The sequence below is a fragment of the Streptomyces sp. HUAS TT11 genome, from assembly GCF_051553595.1.
Classification (GTDB): domain Bacteria; phylum Actinomycetota; class Actinomycetes; order Streptomycetales; family Streptomycetaceae; genus Streptomyces.
Genome location: NZ_CP196184.1, coordinates 805,262 through 824,352, shown reverse-complemented (window position 1 = coordinate 824,352; position 19,091 = coordinate 805,262). Strand labels below are relative to the sequence as shown.

General features: G+C 69.3%; 17 protein-coding genes and 1 pseudogene. 9 read left to right on the top strand and 9 right to left on the bottom strand.

All coding sequences use genetic code 11. The features are described 5' to 3' along the window. Nucleotides 1–19 precede the first annotated feature (19 nt). Complete coding sequence (locus ACSHXN_RS04025) at nt 20–994, bottom strand: zinc-binding alcohol dehydrogenase family protein (protein ID WP_355134840.1); 975 nt, start codon at nt 992–994, stop codon at nt 20–22. A gap of 431 nt (nt 995–1,425) precedes the next feature. Between ACSHXN_RS04025 and ACSHXN_RS04020 the strand changes: the two genes are divergently transcribed. Beyond that, nucleotides 1,426–2,343 carry a TIGR03619 family F420-dependent LLM class oxidoreductase gene (locus tag ACSHXN_RS04020; protein WP_438302656.1) on the top strand — a complete coding sequence of 306 codons (918 nt, stop codon included), beginning with the start codon at nt 1,426–1,428 and terminating at the stop codon, nt 2,341–2,343. 50 nt (nt 2,344–2,393) lie between these two features. Here ACSHXN_RS04020 and ACSHXN_RS04015 read toward each other — a convergent pair whose 3' ends face one another. The 4 genes from ACSHXN_RS04015 to ACSHXN_RS04000 all read right to left on the bottom strand — a co-directional run bounded on the left by ACSHXN_RS04015 (nt 2,394) and on the right by ACSHXN_RS04000 (nt 7,096). Beyond that, nucleotides 2,394–3,020: a nucleotidyltransferase family protein gene (locus ACSHXN_RS04015; RefSeq protein WP_438302655.1), complete on the bottom strand. Its 627-nt coding sequence runs from the start codon at nt 3,018–3,020 to the stop codon at nt 2,394–2,396. A gap of 306 nt (nt 3,021–3,326) precedes the next feature. After that, nucleotides 3,327–5,267 carry a peptidoglycan recognition family protein gene (locus tag ACSHXN_RS04010; protein WP_356114482.1) on the bottom strand — a complete coding sequence of 647 codons (1,941 nt, stop codon included), beginning with the start codon at nt 5,265–5,267 and terminating at the stop codon, nt 3,327–3,329. Between the two features lie 466 nt (nt 5,268–5,733). After that, on the bottom strand, nt 5,734–6,507 hold the full coding sequence (locus tag ACSHXN_RS04005) for a hypothetical protein (protein ID WP_438302654.1): 774 nt from the start codon (nt 6,505–6,507) through the stop codon (nt 5,734–5,736). Continuing rightward, nucleotides 6,485–7,096 (bottom strand): RNA polymerase sigma factor, encoded by a 612-nt coding sequence (locus ACSHXN_RS04000; protein ID WP_355134850.1) that lies wholly within the window; start codon nt 7,094–7,096, stop codon nt 6,485–6,487. Before ACSHXN_RS04000 ends, ACSHXN_RS04005 begins: the two co-directional genes overlap by 23 nt. Nucleotides 7,097–7,234: 138 nt before the next feature. Here ACSHXN_RS04000 and ACSHXN_RS03995 point away from each other — a divergent pair, with 138 nt between their 5' ends. Continuing rightward, a complete protein-coding gene (locus tag ACSHXN_RS03995) occupies nt 7,235–7,765 on the top strand; it encodes a COG4315 family predicted lipoprotein (protein WP_356293595.1) in 531 nt (176 codons plus the stop codon). A gap of 147 nt (nt 7,766–7,912) precedes the next feature. On the opposite strand, the gene ACSHXN_RS03990 is transcribed toward ACSHXN_RS03995, so the two are convergent. Further along, nucleotides 7,913–8,122 carry a transposase gene (locus tag ACSHXN_RS03990; protein ID WP_356293597.1) on the bottom strand — a complete coding sequence of 70 codons (210 nt, stop codon included), beginning with the start codon at nt 8,120–8,122 and terminating at the stop codon, nt 7,913–7,915. A gap of 59 nt (nt 8,123–8,181) precedes the next feature. On the opposite strand from ACSHXN_RS03990, the gene ACSHXN_RS03985 reads away from it, so the two are divergent. Continuing rightward, nucleotides 8,182–8,631, top strand: coding sequence for a hypothetical protein (locus ACSHXN_RS03985; RefSeq protein ID WP_356293599.1), 450 nt, complete (start codon nt 8,182–8,184; stop codon nt 8,629–8,631). Nucleotides 8,632–9,088: 457 nt separating this feature from the next. Continuing rightward, complete coding sequence (locus ACSHXN_RS03980; protein ID WP_438302653.1) at nt 9,089–9,592, top strand: hypothetical protein; 504 nt, start codon at nt 9,089–9,091, stop codon at nt 9,590–9,592. Between the two features lie 106 nt (nt 9,593–9,698). Here ACSHXN_RS03980 and ACSHXN_RS03975 read toward each other — a convergent pair whose 3' ends face one another. Continuing rightward, a complete protein-coding gene (locus tag ACSHXN_RS03975; protein ID WP_355134896.1) occupies nt 9,699–10,049 on the bottom strand; it encodes a hypothetical protein in 351 nt (116 codons plus the stop codon). A gap of 183 nt (nt 10,050–10,232) precedes the next feature. Then, nucleotides 10,233–10,349: pseudogene (locus ACSHXN_RS03970) on the bottom strand (SDR family NAD(P)-dependent oxidoreductase); the annotation flags it as partial. A gap of 338 nt (nt 10,350–10,687) precedes the next feature. Here ACSHXN_RS03970 and ACSHXN_RS03965 point away from each other — a divergent pair. The 5 genes from ACSHXN_RS03965 (at nt 10,688) to ACSHXN_RS03945 (ending at nt 16,317) form a co-directional block, all read left to right on the top strand. Further along, nucleotides 10,688–12,808, top strand: a complete 2,121-nt coding sequence (locus ACSHXN_RS03965; RefSeq protein ID WP_383358843.1) for a SpoIIE family protein phosphatase — start codon at nt 10,688–10,690, stop codon at nt 12,806–12,808. Nucleotides 12,809–12,861: 53 nt separating this feature from the next. Continuing rightward, nucleotides 12,862–13,386, top strand: coding sequence for a hypothetical protein (locus tag ACSHXN_RS03960; protein ID WP_355134860.1), 525 nt, complete (start codon nt 12,862–12,864; stop codon nt 13,384–13,386). 396 nt (nt 13,387–13,782) lie between these two features. Further along, nucleotides 13,783–14,079 carry a hypothetical protein gene (locus ACSHXN_RS03955; protein ID WP_355134862.1) on the top strand — a complete coding sequence of 99 codons (297 nt, stop codon included), beginning with the start codon at nt 13,783–13,785 and terminating at the stop codon, nt 14,077–14,079. A gap of 455 nt (nt 14,080–14,534) precedes the next feature. Beyond that, nucleotides 14,535–15,311, top strand: coding sequence for a hypothetical protein (locus tag ACSHXN_RS03950; RefSeq protein ID WP_356114487.1), 777 nt, complete (start codon nt 14,535–14,537; stop codon nt 15,309–15,311). Between the two features lie 154 nt (nt 15,312–15,465). After that, nucleotides 15,466–16,317, top strand: a complete 852-nt coding sequence (locus ACSHXN_RS03945) for an alpha/beta fold hydrolase (protein WP_356114488.1) — start codon at nt 15,466–15,468, stop codon at nt 16,315–16,317. Nucleotides 16,318–16,470: 153 nt separating this feature from the next. Here ACSHXN_RS03945 and ACSHXN_RS03940 read toward each other — a convergent pair whose 3' ends face one another. Next, complete coding sequence (locus ACSHXN_RS03940; protein WP_438302652.1) at nt 16,471–18,720, bottom strand: SpoIIE family protein phosphatase; 2,250 nt, start codon at nt 18,718–18,720, stop codon at nt 16,471–16,473. Between the last annotated feature and the right edge of the window lie 371 nt (nt 18,721–19,091).

Below are 19,091 nucleotides of genomic sequence, written 5' to 3'. Positions count from 1 at the left end.
GCCGGAATCGGGTGGGCGGTCAATCGAGGACGACGACCATCTTCCCCTTGGCTTCGCCCGCTTCCATGACACGATGGGCTTCACGTACGTCCTCGAAACGGAACACGCGGGAGGGCTTCGCCTTGAGGCGCCCCGCCGCCACCTGCTCCGCGATTTCCTGGAGCGGTACATCCGAGAGCGGGAATCCCGGCTTTCCGAACACAAAGCTGCCGAAGAAGGTCAGATAGACGCCGCTTGCCATCTGCAGCAGTGGGTTGAAGTCGCTGATCGGATCGAGCCCGCCGAGCCAGCCCGCCAAGCAGGCACGTCCACCCCGGCGCAGCATGGCGAGGGAGTCGAGGATGGTGCTGTTGCCCACCAGATCGAGCACCGCGTCGAGTTGCTTGGCCTCGGCGATCCTCTCGGAGAGATCCGGGCCCTCCAACTCGGCCCGGTCCGCGCCGAGTTCCTCCAGCAGCGCGAATCGCCGACGATCGCGGGACGTGCCGATGACCCGCACACCGGCGTTCACGGCGAGGTTGACCGCGGCCTGGCCGAAGGCGGAGGTCGCTCCTCGGACCACCAGGGTCTGACCCGGGGCGATCTCCAGATTGCGGAACAGGCAGGTCCATGCCGTTGCGTACGTTTCGGGGACGACGGCCAGCTCGGCCCAGGGCAGGTCCGACTCGATGGACGCGACGTTCGATACCGGCGCCCGGGTGTATTCGGCGTAGCTGCCGTTGATCGTGCGCCCGAGGCCGCCCATGAGCGCCGCGACCTTCGCCCCCACGGGGAACTCACCGCCGGGGCAGGAGGTGACCAGACCGACGCATTCGATGCCGATGACGTCGGCGGCCTCGGCCCATTCGCCCCTGCGCATATGCATCTCGGCGTGGTTGAGCCCGAACGCCTTGATGTTGATGACTACATCACCTGTTCGGGGTTCGGGGTCCGGGAGTTCCGTGTAGACAAGACTGTCCGGACCACCGAACTTCTCGATGACGATGGCACGCACGATATGGCTCCGGTGGTAACGAACCCCGCTTTTCACCCTAACCCAGGCGGGCACCGCTCGCGATCGGGCCGGTCCCGACTCACTCGCGCCCGGTTCGTGCCCTGCGGCATTAGGCCGACAGCGTGCGCTGCCCAGGTGCCGATCCCGTCCGCAGGAGTCGCGACGCAGTCGACGCACCGGACCACGCTGCGGGGGAACTCCCACCATCAAGCCCTACGCCCCCGCGGAATACGGGAGACTGGGCGCGAAGCACCGAGGGACGGACGGAGGCCCACCGGCCGAAGGCGGGACCGACCGTGAGCGGCCCGACGATCGATCCGCCCGCGGATCCGTCCGCCGTCCTCGCCTCCGCGGCGCCGGAACGACCGGAGGCGACCTTCGATCCGCCCCGCCGAGCCGACTCACACTCCTCACGCCACCAGGGAATTGACATGCGACTTGGTCTGGCCCTTCCGACCTTCGGTCCGGACGCACGGCCGGAAGGCATCATCAGAATCAGCCGTGCGGCCGAGGAGACGGGGTACGACTCCCTGTGGACGGGCGACCGTCTTCTGACACCGGTCGAACCGAGCGTCCCGTACCCGGGAGCCGACGGCGTGATGCCGTGCGTCTACGAGAACCACTTGGACCCGCTGCTCGGCCTGACCTTCGCCGCCGCTCACACGAGCCGGGTCCGCTTGGGCACCAGCACCCTGAACGCCCTGTGGCAGCCGCCGTTGATGCTGGCACGAGCGCTGACGACCCTCGACCTCGTGAGCCACGGCCGTCTTGACGTCGGACTCGGTTTCGGCTGGATGCCCGAGGAGTACACAGCCGTCGACGTCCCCTGGGACGGCAGAGGCGCGCGACTCGACGAGACGCTCGACGTCCTGGAGAGGTATTGGGCCGAGGACACCCTTGCCCACGACGGCCCCCTGTTCACCATTCCGGACGAGGTGGTCGGGCTCAAGCCTCACCAGCGTCCGCGTCCGCCGCTCCTGCTGGCGGCCTTCACCCCCAGGGGATTTCGCCGCATCGGCCGACGCCTCGACGGCTGGCTGCCCGGCGCCATGCCCATCGCCGCCCTGCTGGGAATGTGGGCGACCATCGTCAAAGAGGCCGAGCAGGCGGATCGCGATCCGTCCGCACTCCGTATGGCCCTGCGGGTGAATCCCCTGCTGACCGCCGCACCGACCGGCCCGGAGCGGTTCCCCCGAGCGGGCACGCTGGACCAGTACATCGACTATTCCAAGGGCGCCGAGGAGGCCGGGGTGCACGAACTGTTCGTGGACTTCGGCCAGATGTCGGCCACACTCGACGAACGGGTCGACCTGGCCGGGCGATTCATCGAGGGCGTACGAGCGGGTTGATGTGACGACATCTCGCCCGGCTCCCGTCCTGCCTGCGCCTTCCGTGCGGTTCAGGACGAGGAGCCACCTCGTGCCGCGGGCTCGGCCGGCCAGTCCAGCACCGTCAGCTCGGGCCAGTGCCGCCGCCAGCGGGCCGACTTGCTCTCGTAGACCTCCTGCGGAGCGAGCACCGGATTGGGCCGGACGACGAGGTTGAACACATCGGAGAGGCCGTGCGGCGCGTAGACGCGCCACCGGCCGCCGGGCTCCAGCCGCACCCCCAGACAGCAGGTGGTGGCCGCGAAGCAGTCGATGGCCGCCTCCGTGGACGGATAGGGAGCACACGCGACGCCGAACTTCTGCTCGTACCACAGGTGGACCCGGGCCTCGTTGCGGATCTCGACCTCGGCCGGCAGTCCGGCAAAGGCCTCGGCGCCCGCCGTGATCACCGCATCCTCCGCCTCCCACGACAGGTCGCTGCTGTCGAAGTAGAAGACGTCGTAGTCCTTGATCCCGCTCGTGGGTGGCCTGTCCGTGACCACGTTCCACACCGTCTGGAAGAGGCAGCCCGCCGTCACGTACCAGCCGGGCAGGGCCAGTGACGCGGACCGTTCCAGCACCTCGAGCAGTATCTCGTTGCGGGAGAGGAGCGACTTGAGGGTGGCGAGCTGTTCATCCAGCGGAAGGCGACCGATCACGGCTCATGACTACCACGCAACACGTCGGCCTGGGCGGGGGCGTTACGAGCCGCCCGCCGAACAGCCGACCCCAAGTACCGGGTGCTGCCTGCGGGGTGGGAGGCGGGCAGCGGTGTGGCGCGAAGGGGTGTGCCCCCGAGCACTCGCGGGAGTTCGGATCGCCCGAGCAGCGCTCATTTCTGCGATGCCGGCGTCGTAGGCGCGGCTTCAGCCTGTTCCTCGGGGCGGGTGCGACCATCGCCCGTACAGCGTGTCGGGGGATGCCCGGCCCGTCCTGCGGATACCGGACACCCCCCGATCAGTGCGTCAGCTGTGGTGGCCGAGAGCCGGAAGGTCGGTTGCGGTCACGTCCGACTCGTACACCAGCCCGACCCGGTGGTTGTACTGGATCGTGTACATCTTCTTGCCGCCGGTGACCACCGCCCCGCTCGAGGGGAAGAAGTCGTCCGTGGCGGCCGGCGGCTGAGTGGCGACGTAGGCCTGGCCGGCAGGGACGGAGTAGGAGCTCAGCGGGGCCTGCGTCGACGGCGACAGCCCGGCGGGGTACTCCGCGGCGTCCGGGTAGCTGGAGCCGTAGATCTTGACAGGATCGGCACCGGCGGGCTTGATCACCTTCACCCCATGGGCCGGTACGGTGTTGCGGCCCAGCGGGTTGTAGAACCACACCTTGGCGCCGCTGTACCAGATCGCCGTCCAGGCACCGGCGCGATCGGCCACCACGAACTGCTGGCCTGCCTGAGCCGTGCTGCCCCAGTCGTTGATCCGGTCGGTGCCGGCGCCACCCGGGTGGACCGCCTGGTCTCCGAAGAGGGGTGCGGTCTGGCTGGGGGCGGTGCGCAGGAAGACGAAGTTCGACGGCTGCTGCTTGTCGGTGCAGGCGGTGGTGGCACCGGTCGGGTCGTCCGCCGGGCAGATCTGCACGGTCTGCAGGTTGGAGGAGAAGCCGGGGGCGATGGTCACCACCGAGCCGACGCGGCCCACGCCGTGGGCGCCCTTGACCGGCGCGCCCAGGAGCTTCATGAAGTGCTCCCAGTCCCAGGACGTGCCCGGGTCCCAGTGCATGCCGGAGACCAGGGCCGACGACGGCCCGGCGACATTGTCGTGCCCGAGGATGTGCTGCCGGTCCAGCGGTATGTCGAAGCGGTCGGCGAGGTACTTCACCAGATCCGCCGTGGCCTCGTACTGGGCCTCCGTGTACCAGCTGCCGCCGTGCGCCGCGTAGCCCTCGTGCTCGATGCCGATGGAGTGCATGTTGGTCGAGTAGTTGCCGGCGTGGAAGCCCAGGTCCTTGGTGGGCACCATCTGCGTCACCGCGCCGTCCGACGACCGCATCACATAGTGTGCCGCGCTGCCGCCAGGATTCTGGAAGGTCGCGATGGCGGACTCGTAGGACGACTCGGTGTCGTGGATGACGATGGAGTCGATCCGGATTCCGTTGGCGGGACGGTTGGAGACCTGGCCGTTCGACGGGGCGGCCGGGACGAAGGTGCACTCCACCGTCGACGGGCACTCGGTCTCCGCGGTGGCCGCCGCCTTGAGGTGCAGGGCGCCCAACTGCCCGGTGGCCGGGGAGACGTCCGGGGCGGCGGTCATGTTCACGCGCTGCCCGTCCTGTGTGGTGCGCCGGGCGCCGTGCTTGACGGTGGAGAACACCCGGTCGGCGAACGCGGCGGCACCCTGCTGATGCGTGGAACCGCTGTAACGGGCCACCGCCGCATACCACTTGCCCGGGTCCGACGCCTCAGCGCCGACTGCCGCCTTCTGGTAGGACGCGAGCAGGGCGGCACCGCCGCGGATGTTGGCCGCGGGGTCCTTGCGCAGTTCCTCGGAGGACAGGCCGGTCAGTCGCGCCGCTGCCTCGACGGTGTGCAGGGCGGGGTCGGCGGCGAGCGTCTTCAGATCGGCGCGGCCGACGGCTCCGGCGTCGCCACCGGCCAGCATCTCGGGTGTGACGTCCGTCAAGTGCATCGGACCGTATCCGCCGTCGGCGCTGTACCGGCCTGCGTGGTCCTCCCACGCCGACTCCTGGTACGCGACGCCGAGCAGCACCTCCAGCGGGACGTGGAACTCCTTCGAAGCCGCGGCGAAGTCCTCCTGCCGTGCGGTCTTCGACGGCGTGGCGTCACCGCTGGCCATAGCGGTCAGCGGCAGGACCGCGGCGCCCGCGAGGGCGACCACGCCGGCCGCGGCCAACAAAGGCACACGGTGTCGTGACTTGCGCCTGCGGGACTCTGTGGATCTTGTCATGAAGTGTTCCTGAACTCTCTGGCCGAGTACGAACGGCGCAGTGGGCGCGTGAAGGGCGAAAGCCGCGTCGAGACACGCTCCGACAACGTTGTCACCCTCACTTGAGACGTGGTCGGATCCATGCCGGGGCCCATGGGATGACCGCACGTGGGAGGCGTCATCGACTCGCCGGGTAGATCCTTTCGCGTGCGATTGTCATTCGTTGAACGTATGACGAGCAACCACCATTGTGTGTGGACGTTGTGAATTGCCTATGGGGTGTGGGCGGTGCAGCGTCTTTCCCGCCTGCCCGTTCCAGGGGGCGCTCGGCGAGCGGAGCCGTGCGGCAGCGGACGGAACGGCGTCCTCCGTTGCGGGCGAGGCAGTTGTGGGGTGCGGTGCGATGAGTGAGCCGGGAATGAGGCGTTGCGGTTCGGCAGGTGCGTCGGCTCCGACACGGAGCCGTGCTCGGCTCTGGAGCGCCGGGTCAGTGCTGGAGAACGGCTGATGACCAGATGCGGCCGTCGTCCGTTGTCAGTTCGACGCGCTCGACGGTGGCGGCGGTCGCGTAGGCGATCCAGGTCGCCTGCCCGGAGACCGGCATCCACCAGGAGCCTGCGTCGCGGCTGGAGCCGTCATCGAGCAGGAGCCGGCAGGTGTAGTGCGCGCCGGGGGTGCCCGTGGTGATCTGCATGACCACGACGCGGTCCTTGCCGGCCCGGCTCGGTTCGACCGTTCCGACCGTGGTTCCCGACGCGGTGACCAGGGGTGCTCCGCGGTCGTCGGGGGCCACGTGCACCGGGGTGCCGTCGTGGTGGAGCACGGTCACTCCGGCACTCCCCAGGCAGATTCCGGCGGTCGCGGCCGCGGCGAGCAGCAGCAGCGTCCGGCGGGGGCGGCGCTGCTCGCGGATGTGGCCCGGCGACGCCGGGTCCGGGCCGGGGGAGAGGTGCCCGTAGTCCGAGGCCGAACGCGAGCGAAGGACGGCGGAGCCTCGGCGGACGAGGATCCGGTACCTGGGTCGGTCGGGGCCGGCGGGCGCGAGTCTCAGGCGGTCGAGGACCTGTGTCTCGAATCCGGGAGGAGCAGCGACGGACGGCGAGGCAGGCAGCACCGCATCGATGCCGGTGGCGACATCGTCGTAGGCCGAGCGGCAGGCGGAGCAGTCCGTGAGGTGGCGGAGCAGTTCGTCCTGCGGGCTGGGGAGGGCATCGAGCGCCAGCGCGGCCAACTCGTCCTCATCGGGGTGGCGATCCATCACGGCGTTCCTCCTTCAGCGAGTCGCGCAGCCTGCGCAGACCGCTGCGGATGCGGGTCTTGGCAGTGCCGAGGGGAATGTTCTCCTGCCGGCCGATCTCGGCGGCGGTACAACCGCCGAAGACGGCGAGGGCCACGGCGCGGGCCTGTTCCGGCGGGAGGGCGCGCAACCGGCGCAGGGCGCGTTCGCTCTCCAGTGTGGTCAGGGCCCGTTGTTCGGGATCGTCGGGCCCGGCGTCGCTGCGCAGCGCCATGTCGATGAGGCGTTCCAGGGTGGCGTCCGTGGCGGGCGTGGCCCGGCGGGCGCGCACGGCATCGATGGCCGCGTTGCGTGTGATCGTCAGCAACCAGGTGCGGACGGAGGCGCGCCGGGGGTCGTAGCTGCCTGCCGCGCGCCAGGCGCGCACGAACACCTCCTGGCTCACATCCTCGGCGAGGGCCGGCTCCCGGGTCACCGACAGCGCCAGGCCGTACACGGAGTCCTGGAAACGTCTGACGAAGGCGACGGACGCCTGCTCGTCCCCCAGCGCGAAGGCCGCGACGAGCGTGACGTCGTCGACCTGGTTCGCACGCGAGAACAGCACCACGTCCATCTGTACGTACGAACCCGGCGAAGGGATTGGCCAAGCGGCCGGAGTTCTTTCGAGAACGTGGCGCAATCCCGTGGCCGGGCTCGCTCGTACAACTCATGCGACTCGGTCGTTCGGCCGTGCGGAAGGAACGGAGGCACCATGCACCGTGGAAGGATCACCGTGTCCGGGCTGGCTCTCGTGGCCGCCCTCGGGCTGGCGGGCTGCGGCGGAGGCAGTACCGGCGATGAAGGCGGGGCGCACAGCCAGGCACCGGCACTGGCCATGAACCCCGCCGCTGTCAGGACGAGCGACTCGCCCTTGGGTACCGTCCTCGTGGACGGCGGTGGCCGGACCCTGTACCTGTTCACCGCGGACGGGAAGAACACGAACTCCATGGACTGCGACGCGGCATGCCTCAAGCTGTGGCCGCCCATGGAGGGCAAGCCGAAGGCCGGTGACGGTGTCGACGCGGGCCTGATCGGCACGACGGACGGTGCGGTCCGGGCGCAGGTGACGTACGCAGGGCACCCCCTGTACTACTACGCAGCCGACCGGGCGACAGGCGACGTCAAGGGCCAGGGCATCGACGGAGTCTGGTTCGCGGTGGACGCGAAGGGCGCCGCGATCAAGAAGACCGCCCCGGCCGCCTCCGCCACCCAGGACGGCGGCAACGGCGGCTTCGGCTACTGAGCTTGGCGGACGTGTTGAGCGGCAGTGCGCGGGCGATCGACCAGCCGCTGTGCCACGGGCCTCGACCCGACGACGGCGCCGAATCTCCTGCGCTGTTGGGTCACCCCGCTGTGTACTCGTCGCCGCGGTGGGGCTGCATGGTTGGCGTCAGCAGGGGCGTTTCTGGTTCCCGATGTACTCCTTGACGATGGCGAGGGGCGCGCCGTCGCAGGAGGCGGCGAAGTGGGCCGGGGACCAGAAGTGCCCACCCCACAGGTACTCGCGGAAGTGGGAGGGAACGCCAAGCGGAGTCTGCGGCGGACACCCCTCCAGGGGGCCGACCAGCCGGGACAGGGCGACCTTGAGCGGGTTGTGCATCAGTGCTCCAGCCGTAGATCGTGGTCATGGATGCGGTCGCTCGTCTGTAGCCTGGGCGTGTGGCTGGGACGTGGGACGAAGCGCAGTTGATCGCAGACGGCTTCGAGCGTGTGATCGTCGAGCTGGAGTGGTACGACGGACCGCGCGTCGGGCTCACTGACATCGACGGGAAGCCCCACTACTTCGACGGCTATGGCCAATACTTTGGCGACAAGCCCGACGAGTACCGAGTGTGGCCCGCGAGCGTGGCCGCGGTGGAGTGGGAGCGGGAGCAGTGGGCGATCTACGTCAGCCGGAACGAGCCTCATGGGGCTGGGACGGTCCCGCCGGACAGCCGTTCGGGCCGGGGCGGGATCGACGCCCGCTACGACGAACTGGACGCACTGCTGGCGCAGTACCGTCGGGCGCCGGACGACGCGCGTCGGATTGTGGGTGAGCTTCGGTATACCGGCGCCGGCCACCGGGTCGAAGGGACGGGCTACTGGTTCCGATGGCGTCCCAGCCGGTGAGGTGGCCGTTGGGCATCCTCACGCGCCGCCTCGTCCGGGTTGAACCCCGAAGCCGGGTACGGCTGTTGTCTCCGGGCTGCCGGCGGACGTGCCGCGCTGGAACTGACCGCGGATGAGACGGTGGCCTCGGGAGTGGGCGAGGAGGTCGGGTCCGCAGTCCGACGGCATGGCGCCCGTCGCCTTCTGTTCGGATGCAGTGTGCCAGGACGATGCAGTGCGCGGGAACGATCTCACCTGTGACGTGGGGACGTGCCACGGGAGTCGGCCCGAGCCGCCGGGCTTGCGGCCGGGCCCGGGTGGCGTGCTGGCGCACGGGAGCGCATTCCGGGGGGCCGGAACGGTAGCGCTTTGTCCTGCGTCTGCGTTGCCGGGCTCACCATGGTCATTGGGGGAAACGATGGCGACCGACAGTGCACGACTGTGGTGGAGAACGGCCCGCCCATGGCACAGAGGCACCTTGGGCCTGGCCCTCTTGGTGGCTCTGTTCGGCGTGGTGATTTCTCTGCGGACGGTGTTTGCGCCCTGGGCCTTTCCGCTGCCCGGGCAGCCGAAGCTGACCGGCTACTGGCAGGGTGAGATCTCGTATTCGAAGACCGACACGAGACAGGTCCTCCTGCGGCTGAACTACAACGAGAACTGCGACTCCGCCTGCGGTATGACAGGTGGGATGAAGGTCTGCGGAGCAGGGAAGGACGCGAGCGGCGACGTATCGGGGGACGTGCGCAACTGGCGAGGCACCCGTTTCTCAGTGAGTCCCCACCTCCCCCGCAGCAAGGGCGACGTGAACATCGAGCATCTCGACGGCACTTGGAAAGACGACGAGCTTCGAATGCGGGCGAGAACGGCGATCATCGACGGCGACGGCGCATGGCATTCGGATCAACAGCGGCCGGACCCGCCCGAGTTCGTGATGCATCGCAGCAGCGAGGCTGTTTTCCAAGCCGGGTGCGCCAAGGGGTGAGCCGTCCGGTGGGTCCGGCACCGGGCGTTCGCCGGTGCGGGGCCCACCTTGACGGCGGCCGTGCGCCGGATGGGCGGGATCGCCGCACCGCGCCGGCCTCCTCGACTCAGCGGAACTCGTGAACCACCTGGATTCTGCCGACGATGTGGGCGTTGAACTCTTCGAGCTCCTCAGCCGGTACCCACAGTTCGAGGATGGTTGGTCCGCCGACCTGCTGGACCGGGTATCTGCGCAGGAATTCCGACTCGACCTCGAACCGGGTGACAAAGCCGGCACCGTCGTGCTTGACGTTCCAGTCCCGCGCGATCCTGACGGCGTAGTCCTCGTTGAGCACCGGGTAGAAGATCGGCTGCTCGGGAAGCCGGGGCGGCCACGCACACCAATCCGACTCCCGCACGAGCTGCAGTTCCTTGGGGCCGGTAGGACGCCACAGGGTCGTCGTTTGCTGGCTGGTCATGGGAATCGCTCTCGGTGCGCGGCAACCGTGGTTGCGGCCGACGGGAAGCCCTGAGGGTAGCGACGGGCCCGGCACGGTGGCCACGAGGTTTCGGGCCCCGGACGAGTAGCCGGCGGTCAGCGCGCCGTCGATGGCGAGAGCCGCGCCGTTGATGAACGGGCTTTCGTCGCTGAGCAGGAAGGCGGCGAATGCCGCGATCTCCGCCTCGTCGGCGGCTCGACCGGTCGGCTGCTTGTCGAGGATGAGGCCGGCGGCTTCCGGGCTGCTCTCCACGACGCCGCGCCACAGCGGCGTGTCCACCAGGCCTGTCACGAGGGCATTGACCCGCACTCCCTCTCCGGCCGCGTCGAGGGGCCGTCGAACGGGTGAGGCCCACCACACCGTGTTTGGCAGCCGAGTAGGCCGCAGCGGACGGATCGCCCACCACGCCGACGACGGAGGCGTTGTTGACGATGGAGCCGCCGCCACTGGCCACGATCGCGGGGATCTCGTACTTGCCGGTGATTCGTGCGGGGCGGCGATCACCGCCCGCGCCGTGAGGCGCGGTGAGTCGGGGGCAGAGGCAGGAGATCTGAGGAACGTGAGCACCGCCGGTGGCCACCGCGCGAAAGCCGGTCGGGGATGCTTACGCTGAAGGCGTGCCCGAGGACGACGCCCGACACGGGGAGCATCGCCTGTCTCCGCGCGAGGAAGACCTCGCGATCCTCGACGCGCTGTTCAACCAGTCACCGATGGGGGTGGCCGTCTACGACACCGCACTGCGTGTCGTACGGGCCAATTCCGCGCTGGAACGCATCCACGGGGTTCCCAATGCGCGGTTGCTCGGTCACCGGCTCGGCGAGGTCCTGCCCGATCTCGACACCGCCGCCATCGAGAGCCGACTCGCCCAGGTCCTGGAGACAGGCCGGCCTGTCGCCGGCACCGAGGTGTACGGGCGCACCCCCGCCGACCCCGACAGGGATCGCGTATGGGTGGCGTCGTCGTTCGCGCTGACCGGGCGGGACGGACGAACACTGGGCGTCACCGATATGGTGATGGATATCACCGAACGTCACCGTATCCGGAAACGCCTGGCCCTGCTCGACCACGCCGCGGCCCGTATCGGCACGACGCTCGACGTCGCACACACTGCCGCTGAGCTGGCCGATGTCCTGGTCCCCGCCCTGGCCGACCTGGCCACGATCGATCTCTTGGACGGCGTGGAGGCGGGCGAGGAACCTCTCGCCCCCGGCACGGACGGGGTCGAGCTGCGTCTGACCGCGCGCAAGGCCGCTCGCCCGTCCATCCTCGAGGGACTGCGAGAGATGGGTGACATTCAGGAGTTCGCCGCAGACACCCCGCACGCCCGCAGCCTCGTCAGCGGACAACCCGTACTGGTGCCGGTGATCGACCCGGACTTCGGCTGGGTCGGCGGCTCCCTCGATCCCAGAGCGCAAGCGCTCGTGAAGCGAGGGACGCACTCGCTCATGGTGGTACCCCTGCGGGCCAGGGACACCGTTCTGGGTATGGCACATCTGTACCGCACAGAGGCCGGCCAGGACGCCTTCGAGCCTGACGACCTGGTGCTGGCACAGGATCTGGTGGCCCGGGCCGCTGTCTGCGTGGACAACGCCCGACGCTACACGGGCGAGCGTGTCGCCGCCGTCACCCTTCAGCGGAGCTTGCTCCCGCGCAATGTGCCCGAGCAGAGCGCAGTCCACCTTGCTTACTGCTACCGGCCCGCCCGCACGCACACAGGGGTGGGCGGCTGCTGGTTCGATGTGATTCCGCTGTCCGGCGCTCGCGTCGCCCTCGCCATCGGCGACATACCCGGGACGGGCATCGAGGCCGCTGCCTGCACCGGGCAGATCTGTTCCGCCGTCCGCACCCTCGCGCAACTGGATCTTGCCCCCGAAGAGGTCCTCGCCCGACTTGACAACATGGTGCCGCGCCTGGTCGAACGCGCCCGTACCTCGGGATCCGCCCCGATCATGGACGGGCTCGTCGGAGCGACCTGCCTCTACGCGATCTACGACCCGGTTTCGTGCCGCAGTGTCATGGCCAGCGCGGGCCATGCGCCGCCTGCCGTCGCCGAACCGGCCCGGCAGGTACGTTTCCTCGAGTTGCCGCCCAACGAGCCCCTCGGTCTGGGCGATCCGGTCTTCGAGCCCCTGGAGGTCGAACTGCCCGCGGGCAGCGCCCTCCTGTTCCACACCCGAAGCGCGGCGGACTGCCGTGACGCCGGGCGGGCTCTGGACGAGCAACTCTGCGCGATCATCGCCCAGGACGGCCTGCCGCCGCAGGACATCTGCCAGGCTCTTGCCGACGTCGTGTGCTCCCGCATCGCCCCGCAGGAGGACCTGGCCCTGCTCCTCGCCCGTACCCGTCGTCTTCCGGCCGCTCAGGTCGCCACCTGGGACGTGCCCGCCGAACCCGGTGCCGTCGCGGACACCCGCTCGCTCGCCCTGCACCAGTTGGAGCGGTGGGGGCTGGAGGACCTGGCGTTCACCACTGAGCTCATCGTCAGCGAACTGGTCACCAACGCCATCCGGTACGGCGTCCCGCCGATCCGGCTCCGGCTCATCCACGACAGGATGCTGATCTGCGAGGTCAGCGATGCCAGCAGCACCTCGCCCCATATCCGGCGGGCGGCCACCATGGACGAGGGCGGACGCGGACTCTTCCTCGTCGCCCAGTGCTCCCAGCACTGGGGTACCCGCTACCACGACTGCGGCAAGACCATCTGGGCTGAACAGGACGCCCACCCCCACGGCACCTGAACGGGACCTGTTCCCCGTCATGTTGGCCGGCAGGCGGGCGTAGTGTTCCGCGCATGGAATCCTTGATCACCGCCGTCCGCGAGCAGGACGAAGCCGCCCGCTTTCTCGCCTGGCCGGGGGACTTCGATCTCGACCGACGCGACCATGTCGAGGAAGTGCACCTGGCCTCGGGGGCGGTGCTGGAGGGCTTCGCGGGCGACGGCGCCGGGGGCACCTTCTTCTTCTGCGGTGAGGGCGGCGAGGAACGTCCTGTCCTGTACGCGGATTCCGAAGGAGGTGCGGCACTGATAGCGATCGGCCTGCCCGAACTCCTACGGCTGTTGCTGGTTGCGCCTTGGTGGCGCGACTGCCGCACGTTCACCGTGGAAGAGAGTCGCCGGCTCGCGGCCGACTACGTGGAGGACACCCCGGACCTCGCGGTCCGACAGGAGCGTGCTGCTGCGGTCCTCGGTCTTACGCTTCCCGACGAGGAGGACGCTCTGCTCCGCCTGCGGGAGGTGGTGTTCGAGAAGGGGAAGGACTTCGTCCTCGTCTTCACGCCGGAAAACGAGCCCTACGATCCCCTCTTCGAGCACTGAGGGCGTCGTGACGATGGTCCTGCCGCCCGGACACCGCCTCCGGGTCCCCCGGCAGTGGCCGGGCTGCTGCCGCCGGCACGGGCCCTCGGGGGGTCAGGTCCTTCCCTTGGACGAATGCCACAAGTAGGGTCACGCAGTTGAGAGGGTCGGTGGTTGCTGATGCGGATGACCCGAATGCGTGTGGCGGCGACCTTGCTGCTGCTCGGGACCATGGGAGCTGCAGCAGCCTGCGATGACGACGGGTCGGCCACCGGCGATGGCCGGCCGTCCGTGCAGGACCAGGCCCGTCCGGTAGGGGCCCCGACCACTCCGGGCACCGCAACGCGATGTACGACGGTGGGGGATGAGGACGAGTCCGCAGCATCCGGCGGAGTCATCGCGGGTCCCTTCGCGAGTATGCGGGCAGCCGGCCACGAATCCGGACTCGCCAAGTTCTGGGTGGCGGCCTCGAATCGACCGAGCCGAACCGATGACGCCGTCATCCGCGTGGAGGTCCTCGACGCTGAGCACCCATCTGATCCGGCACTGTATGTGCGGGCGGCGAAGGACATCAAGACGGTGGTCCCGTCGTCGACGGCCGGTCCGGCGCGCATCTACAACGGCACGATCTTCGTGCCGTCCTCGGCTGTCGCGAAGTTGCGGATCACCGTGACGATCGGCGACGCGACGGGCTGCTTCGTGACCCGGCTGTAGAGGCGCAGTCCATACGCTCCATGGTTCAGCGTCGTACCGCGAGGTGCTCCCGGGACTCCCTGCGTACATCCCGGCCGAGTCGGCGTTCCAGGGGCACCGCGGGAGTCGGTCGATCGCCCTCCATGGATTTCCGGGCAGGTCCCGGTCGCCGTGGTGATGGGCGACGGCGCTGTTCCGACGGTGCCGGCGGGCCTGCCACCGCGGTGTCGGCGCGGCAGCCGACCCACCGAACACGTGGCGCGGCCATCGACCTAATATCTGCCGGGGGAAACGTCAGTGCGTGCCAGGGGGATTGAGGGCTCTTGCGATCGGGTGGAACGCGTCGAGCGGCTGTGGCCGCCTTGCTCAGTGCCGTTGCCCTGCTGCTCCTCGGCGCGTGCGGAACACAGGTGGCCGGTCGGGGGGACGGGAGAACACCCTCGTCGACGGCGACCGAGCCGATCCCGTGGACGACGATGGCGCCTTCCGCGGTCACCGGAGCCCATCTCAGCGACGACCGCCGCACGCTGTTCCTCGATACGCAGGTGCCCAGTGGCGCCCACGCGTGTGTCCGCGAACTCAAGGCAGTGCTCACCGAGCGGATGACGGACCTCGTGCGGGTGCAGGTCACCTTCACCTCGCCGTCCGCGGACAGGGCTTCCGGATGCACCAAGGAGAGCCGGGCCACGGCGAAGGTCAGGCTGCCCGAACCGCTGGGCGACCGGGAGGTCGTCGTCGACTACTACACGGTCTTCACCGCCCACGGTGCCGAACCGCCCGCGCTGCGGTTGTGCGGGGAGCTCGGCTGCACACCGCCGACCACCGGATGCACCGCCGCCTCCTATGAGCAGGCGTTGATGGCGGTCGGAGCCCCCGACCACACGTACCGGGACTCGGAGAAGTGCGACGGGAAATGGCTGGTGCTGGACTTCTCCTGGCGTACGGGGCCGGCCTGCGGCGACTCCAACGGCCCAGCCTGTTCGTCCCGGCTGGGCGACCGCTGGTTCTTCCGGGCGAAGAAGTCGGGCTGGGCGCCGATGCTGCGGACCTCGGCCGGAGGCTGCCGGGACGTGCAGCGCAAGGAGCCCGCCTTCCCGACCTCGCTGTGCGTGTCGCTGGCCCCGCTGCCCGCCTCGCTGCACCCGAGTTACGCCCCGCCGTCCGCCTCTCCGACGGCTGGACAGACCGTGGCTTCGACAGCCGGACAGATCGTGGCTCCGGCGTCCTTGGCGATGGCCGGGCAGAACCTGTGACCCTCGCCCACACGATGTGTGAGTGAAGGCCCGCCCGGCGTCTCGGCCCGGACCGGGGGAGTTCGACCTCGGGTGGGCGGGCCGAGGCGTGTGTCCGGTGCGTATGCGCGACCTGCTGTCCGGTCAGGCGACGAGCAAAGATTATGATCCGACCATGTCCGAGGACTTTTCTTCCACCCTGCCGCACCATGTGCGTTCTCTGCCGCTGAAGACCCGGCGTGGTGAGTTCGCCGCGCTGCAGTCCACGCCGACCGGCGGGGCGCATCGCGGTACCGTTCTGCTGCTTCCCGGTTACACGGGCAGCAAGGAGGAGTTCGTCCCGCTCCTCCCGGACATGGTCGACGCCGGCTACCGGGCGGTCGCGATCGACGCCCGTGGACAGTACGAGACCGCGGGTCCGGACGACGAGGAAGCGTATCGGCAGGACGCGCTGGCCCTTGACGTGCTGGCACAGGTGGAAGCCCTCGGGGGACCGGTGCATCTGCTGGGCCACTCGATGGGCGGGCAGGTGGCCAGGGCGGCGGTGCTCACGGACCCGCGGCCCTTTCTGTCCCTCACGCTGCTGTCGTCGGGGCCTGCCCAGGTGGGTGAGGAACGACAGTTGCAGCTGAAGCTCCTCCTGGGTGCGCTCGAGACGATGACGATGTCACAAGTGTGGGAGGCGATGCAGAAGTCCCGGCCCGCCGCCGCGTCCGTCGCTGACGCCGAGCGGCTTCGCACGAGATGGCTGAGCACACACCCGTCGCACCTGCGCGTGGTGGGACGGCAGCTCCTGTCCGAACCGGACCGGACGCCGGAACTCGCTGCCCTCTCGTCACTGCCGAAGCATGTCCTGTACGGCGATCAGGACGACACCTGGACGACGGTGGAGCTGGCGGACATGGCCACCCGGCTGAACGCGCACCGGACGGTCCTCGAGGGAGTCGGACATTCGCCGAACCTCGAGCGTCCTGCGGAGACGGCGAGGGCGTTGACCGGATTCTGGTCGGGTCTCGCCGAGGGCTGAACTCAGCATCAACGGCCGGGCGATGGAGGGCAGTCGGTGGGGCGCGGCGCACACCCGGGGGCGGGGCCTGACCGAGGGTGTTGTGGCCGGAACGGCGGGGTGTCGTGACCGCCGGCCACGAGGTGGACGCTCGGTAGGTCGCTGATCGTGTGATCAGTGCGGGGAGATGGGCAGGTTCAATGAGACCGTCTTGCCCTGACCGTTGGGGGAGCTGTTCCACATCTCGGCCAACGCTTCCACGATCATCATGCCGCGACCGTGCTCCGCTTCCGCGTTGTCCTCCTCGCTGAGGGACGGCGGCGAGGGGACGGGCGGGTTGCTGTCGGAGTCCCGCACCTCCAGCCGGACGTGATCGGGGAAGGCCCGCAGACGGACGTCCACGTCACTGCCGGCGTGGATGAGTGCGTTGGTCACCATTTCCGATGCGGCCAGCTCAAGGGCTTCGGACAAGTCGTCCAGCCCCCAGGAGTCCAGCCGGTCGTGCACGAAGGTGCGTGCCGTCCTGACCCCCCGCAGATCGCGGCGTTGAATGTGCAGGCTTCCCACATGGGGCTCGTCCGCGCCCTGCGTTCCTTCGAAGAGTGCCAGCAGCAGAACCGCGTCGTCCCGGCGCTGCTGCGGCGCGGAGACCTCCACGATCACCTTGTCGGCAAGCTGCTCGAGGTCGGGTGTGGATCCGGGGCCCTCGGAGCCGAGCAGCGCCTGCGCACGTGCCTCGGGATCGGCTGCGTCCCATCCGACGAGACCATCGGTGTAGAGCATCAGAACCGAACCGGGCTCGAGGGTGTGCTCGCATCCTTGGTAGGGGCCGGGCGCGCAGACCCCCAGGGGCACGTTGGCCGGGGCGTCCAAGCTGTCGACGCTTCCGTCGGGCCTCCGTATCAGAGGGGCCGGGTGGCCGGCCAGGGCGACCTCGACGGTGTGGTCGGACGTATCCACCGCGACGACGCAACAGGTCACGGTCAGACCGGTGTCCAGCCCTACGAGGAGGCGGCCCGTCCGGTCTATCACCGCGGCGGGACGGTGCCCTTCGGTGGCATAGGAGGCGACCGCGGTGCGTACCTGCCCCATGACCGCGGAGCTCTCCATGGCGTGTCCCTCGACATCGCCCGCGACCAGGACCGCACGGTCGTCCGCCAGTTTGATCACGTCGTACCAGTCGCCGCCCACCTTTGAGGTGACGGTGGCGGGGCGGTAGCGCGCCGTCGTGGCCAGCTGCGGCAGATGCGACAACCGGGACGGCAGCAGGAACCTTTGCAGGCATTCGGCGACCGCATGCTGTTGTGCGTTGAGTTCGACCCGTTCGACCGCCGCTCCGAGCATGCCCGCCATCATGCCGAGGAGGGCCCTTTCCTCGGGCGGACAACTGTATGGCCCGGGGAACGTCAGGCAGCAGACGCCGACCACCCGGCCGCTCTGGACGACAGGCAGATCGAGGAGTTGTCCGTTGCCGATGAGAGGGAGATACACCTCGGTTCGAGGCTCGCCGGCCGACAGGGGATCGGTGCTCGACGAGGAGTCTGCGGACATGTACAAGGGGCGCCCGCGAAAAGCCTCTGCTGCCGGTATCCGGTCTTCGACCCGGACACCGTGCAGGCTGCGGACCATGCCGGAGGAGGCACCGCTGTGACCCAGCACCCAGAGGCGTCCCTCGCTGGCCGTGGCCAGGACCAGGGACTCGGCCCGCAACGGGTCCATCATGCAGTACCGGGCGGCTCCGACGACCTCGTCCATGGTCGTGGCCCGATTGAGCAGCACGGAAAGCCGCCGCAGCGGGTACATCATGCTTGTGCCTGCGGACCCGGGAACGCCCTGCACTCCCCAGCCCGCCGCGCACCCGCACACGTCCGTGGCGGACTCCGGTGGGATCAGCATCGGCATCGGATCGGCCGCTACGGTGACGCCGTCCTTGACGAGCATGGTGAGAGCCTTGGCCAGCCTGTCGCCGATCTCTCCGAGCGCCAGGCCGTCGGCGGGCCGGCAGGGGCCATGGTCCGCCAGGCACAGCACGGTGAGTGCACCGAAGCGCTGGTCGCCGGCAATGACGGGTGCGGAGAGGGCAACGTACGGATAGGGCAGTACATGTTGCTGGTCCGGGTCGGCAGGATCCGGATCGACCAGCACGGCCGCCTTCCCCGACCGCAGGGCCCGGGCTGATGCTCCGTACCCGTCAAGTCCCATCCGTCCCGGCATCGTGTAGAGCGACAGCTGGCTTCCGGCGGCGAGTGCGAGTCGGAGTTCGCCCCGGCCCTCATCCAGCAGGTAGACCGCTGCCGCCACGGCGGACAACCGCTTCTTGGCCTCACGGACGGCACGGTGCAGGACCTCTGCGAGGTCCGCGCCGTGGATGTCCATGGGTTCGCCGCCGAGATGCTGATCTTTTCCTGGGCTGCTGCTCGCCACGATGACGACTCCCTCCAGCGCGAAGAGCCGGTTAGCGCGAGAGAAGATCTGCCGAATTCGAGTGATAAGCAATTATTCGGCGTTCGTGCGGTCCCGCGCGAACTCCGTGCGGTCCCGAGTCGGAGGCCGCCCTGCGCAGTGTCGTGACCGTGGTTGTACCCCGCGTGACACCAGCAGATGCCGGCACCGACGTGGGGCGTGCCGGCGCTCGGGCCGCGGGCCGAGGGCCCGGTGGGGGCAATCGTCCGGCGTGCCGACGACGGTGTTCCGAGCGGGCGAGGGAGGGGCACCGAGGCTGCCGTCCAGGGCATGTCCTTGACCGGAAGGCTGCTCCTGCGCGGGCGAGGGTGGCGGCCGCTGCTCTCGGCGTC

Coding starts and splice junctions, on each gene's coding strand:
- ACSHXN_RS03960 (WP_355134860.1), top strand. CDS start 12,862: ATGGAATCCTTGATCACCGCCGTCCGCGAGCAGGACGAAGCCGCCCGC.
- ACSHXN_RS03950 (WP_356114487.1), top strand. CDS start 14,535: ATGGCGCCTTCCGCGGTCACCGGAGCCCATCTCAGCGACGACCGCCGC.
- ACSHXN_RS03995 (WP_356293595.1), top strand. CDS start 7,235: ATGCACCGTGGAAGGATCACCGTGTCCGGGCTGGCTCTCGTGGCCGCC.
- ACSHXN_RS04020 (WP_438302656.1), top strand. CDS start 1,426: ATGCGACTTGGTCTGGCCCTTCCGACCTTCGGTCCGGACGCACGGCCG.
- ACSHXN_RS04010 (WP_356114482.1), bottom strand. CDS start 5,267: ATGACAAGATCCACAGAGTCCCGCAGGCGCAAGTCACGACACCGTGTG.
- ACSHXN_RS03990 (WP_356293597.1), bottom strand. CDS start 8,122: ATGCACAACCCGCTCAAGGTCGCCCTGTCCCGGCTGGTCGGCCCCCTG.
- ACSHXN_RS03945 (WP_356114488.1), top strand. CDS start 15,466: ATGTCCGAGGACTTTTCTTCCACCCTGCCGCACCATGTGCGTTCTCTG.
- ACSHXN_RS03975 (WP_355134896.1), bottom strand. CDS start 10,049: ATGACCAGCCAGCAAACGACGACCCTGTGGCGTCCTACCGGCCCCAAG.
- ACSHXN_RS03955 (WP_355134862.1), top strand. CDS start 13,783: ATGCGGGCAGCCGGCCACGAATCCGGACTCGCCAAGTTCTGGGTGGCG.
- ACSHXN_RS04000 (WP_355134850.1), bottom strand. CDS start 7,096: ATGGACGTGGTGCTGTTCTCGCGTGCGAACCAGGTCGACGACGTCACG.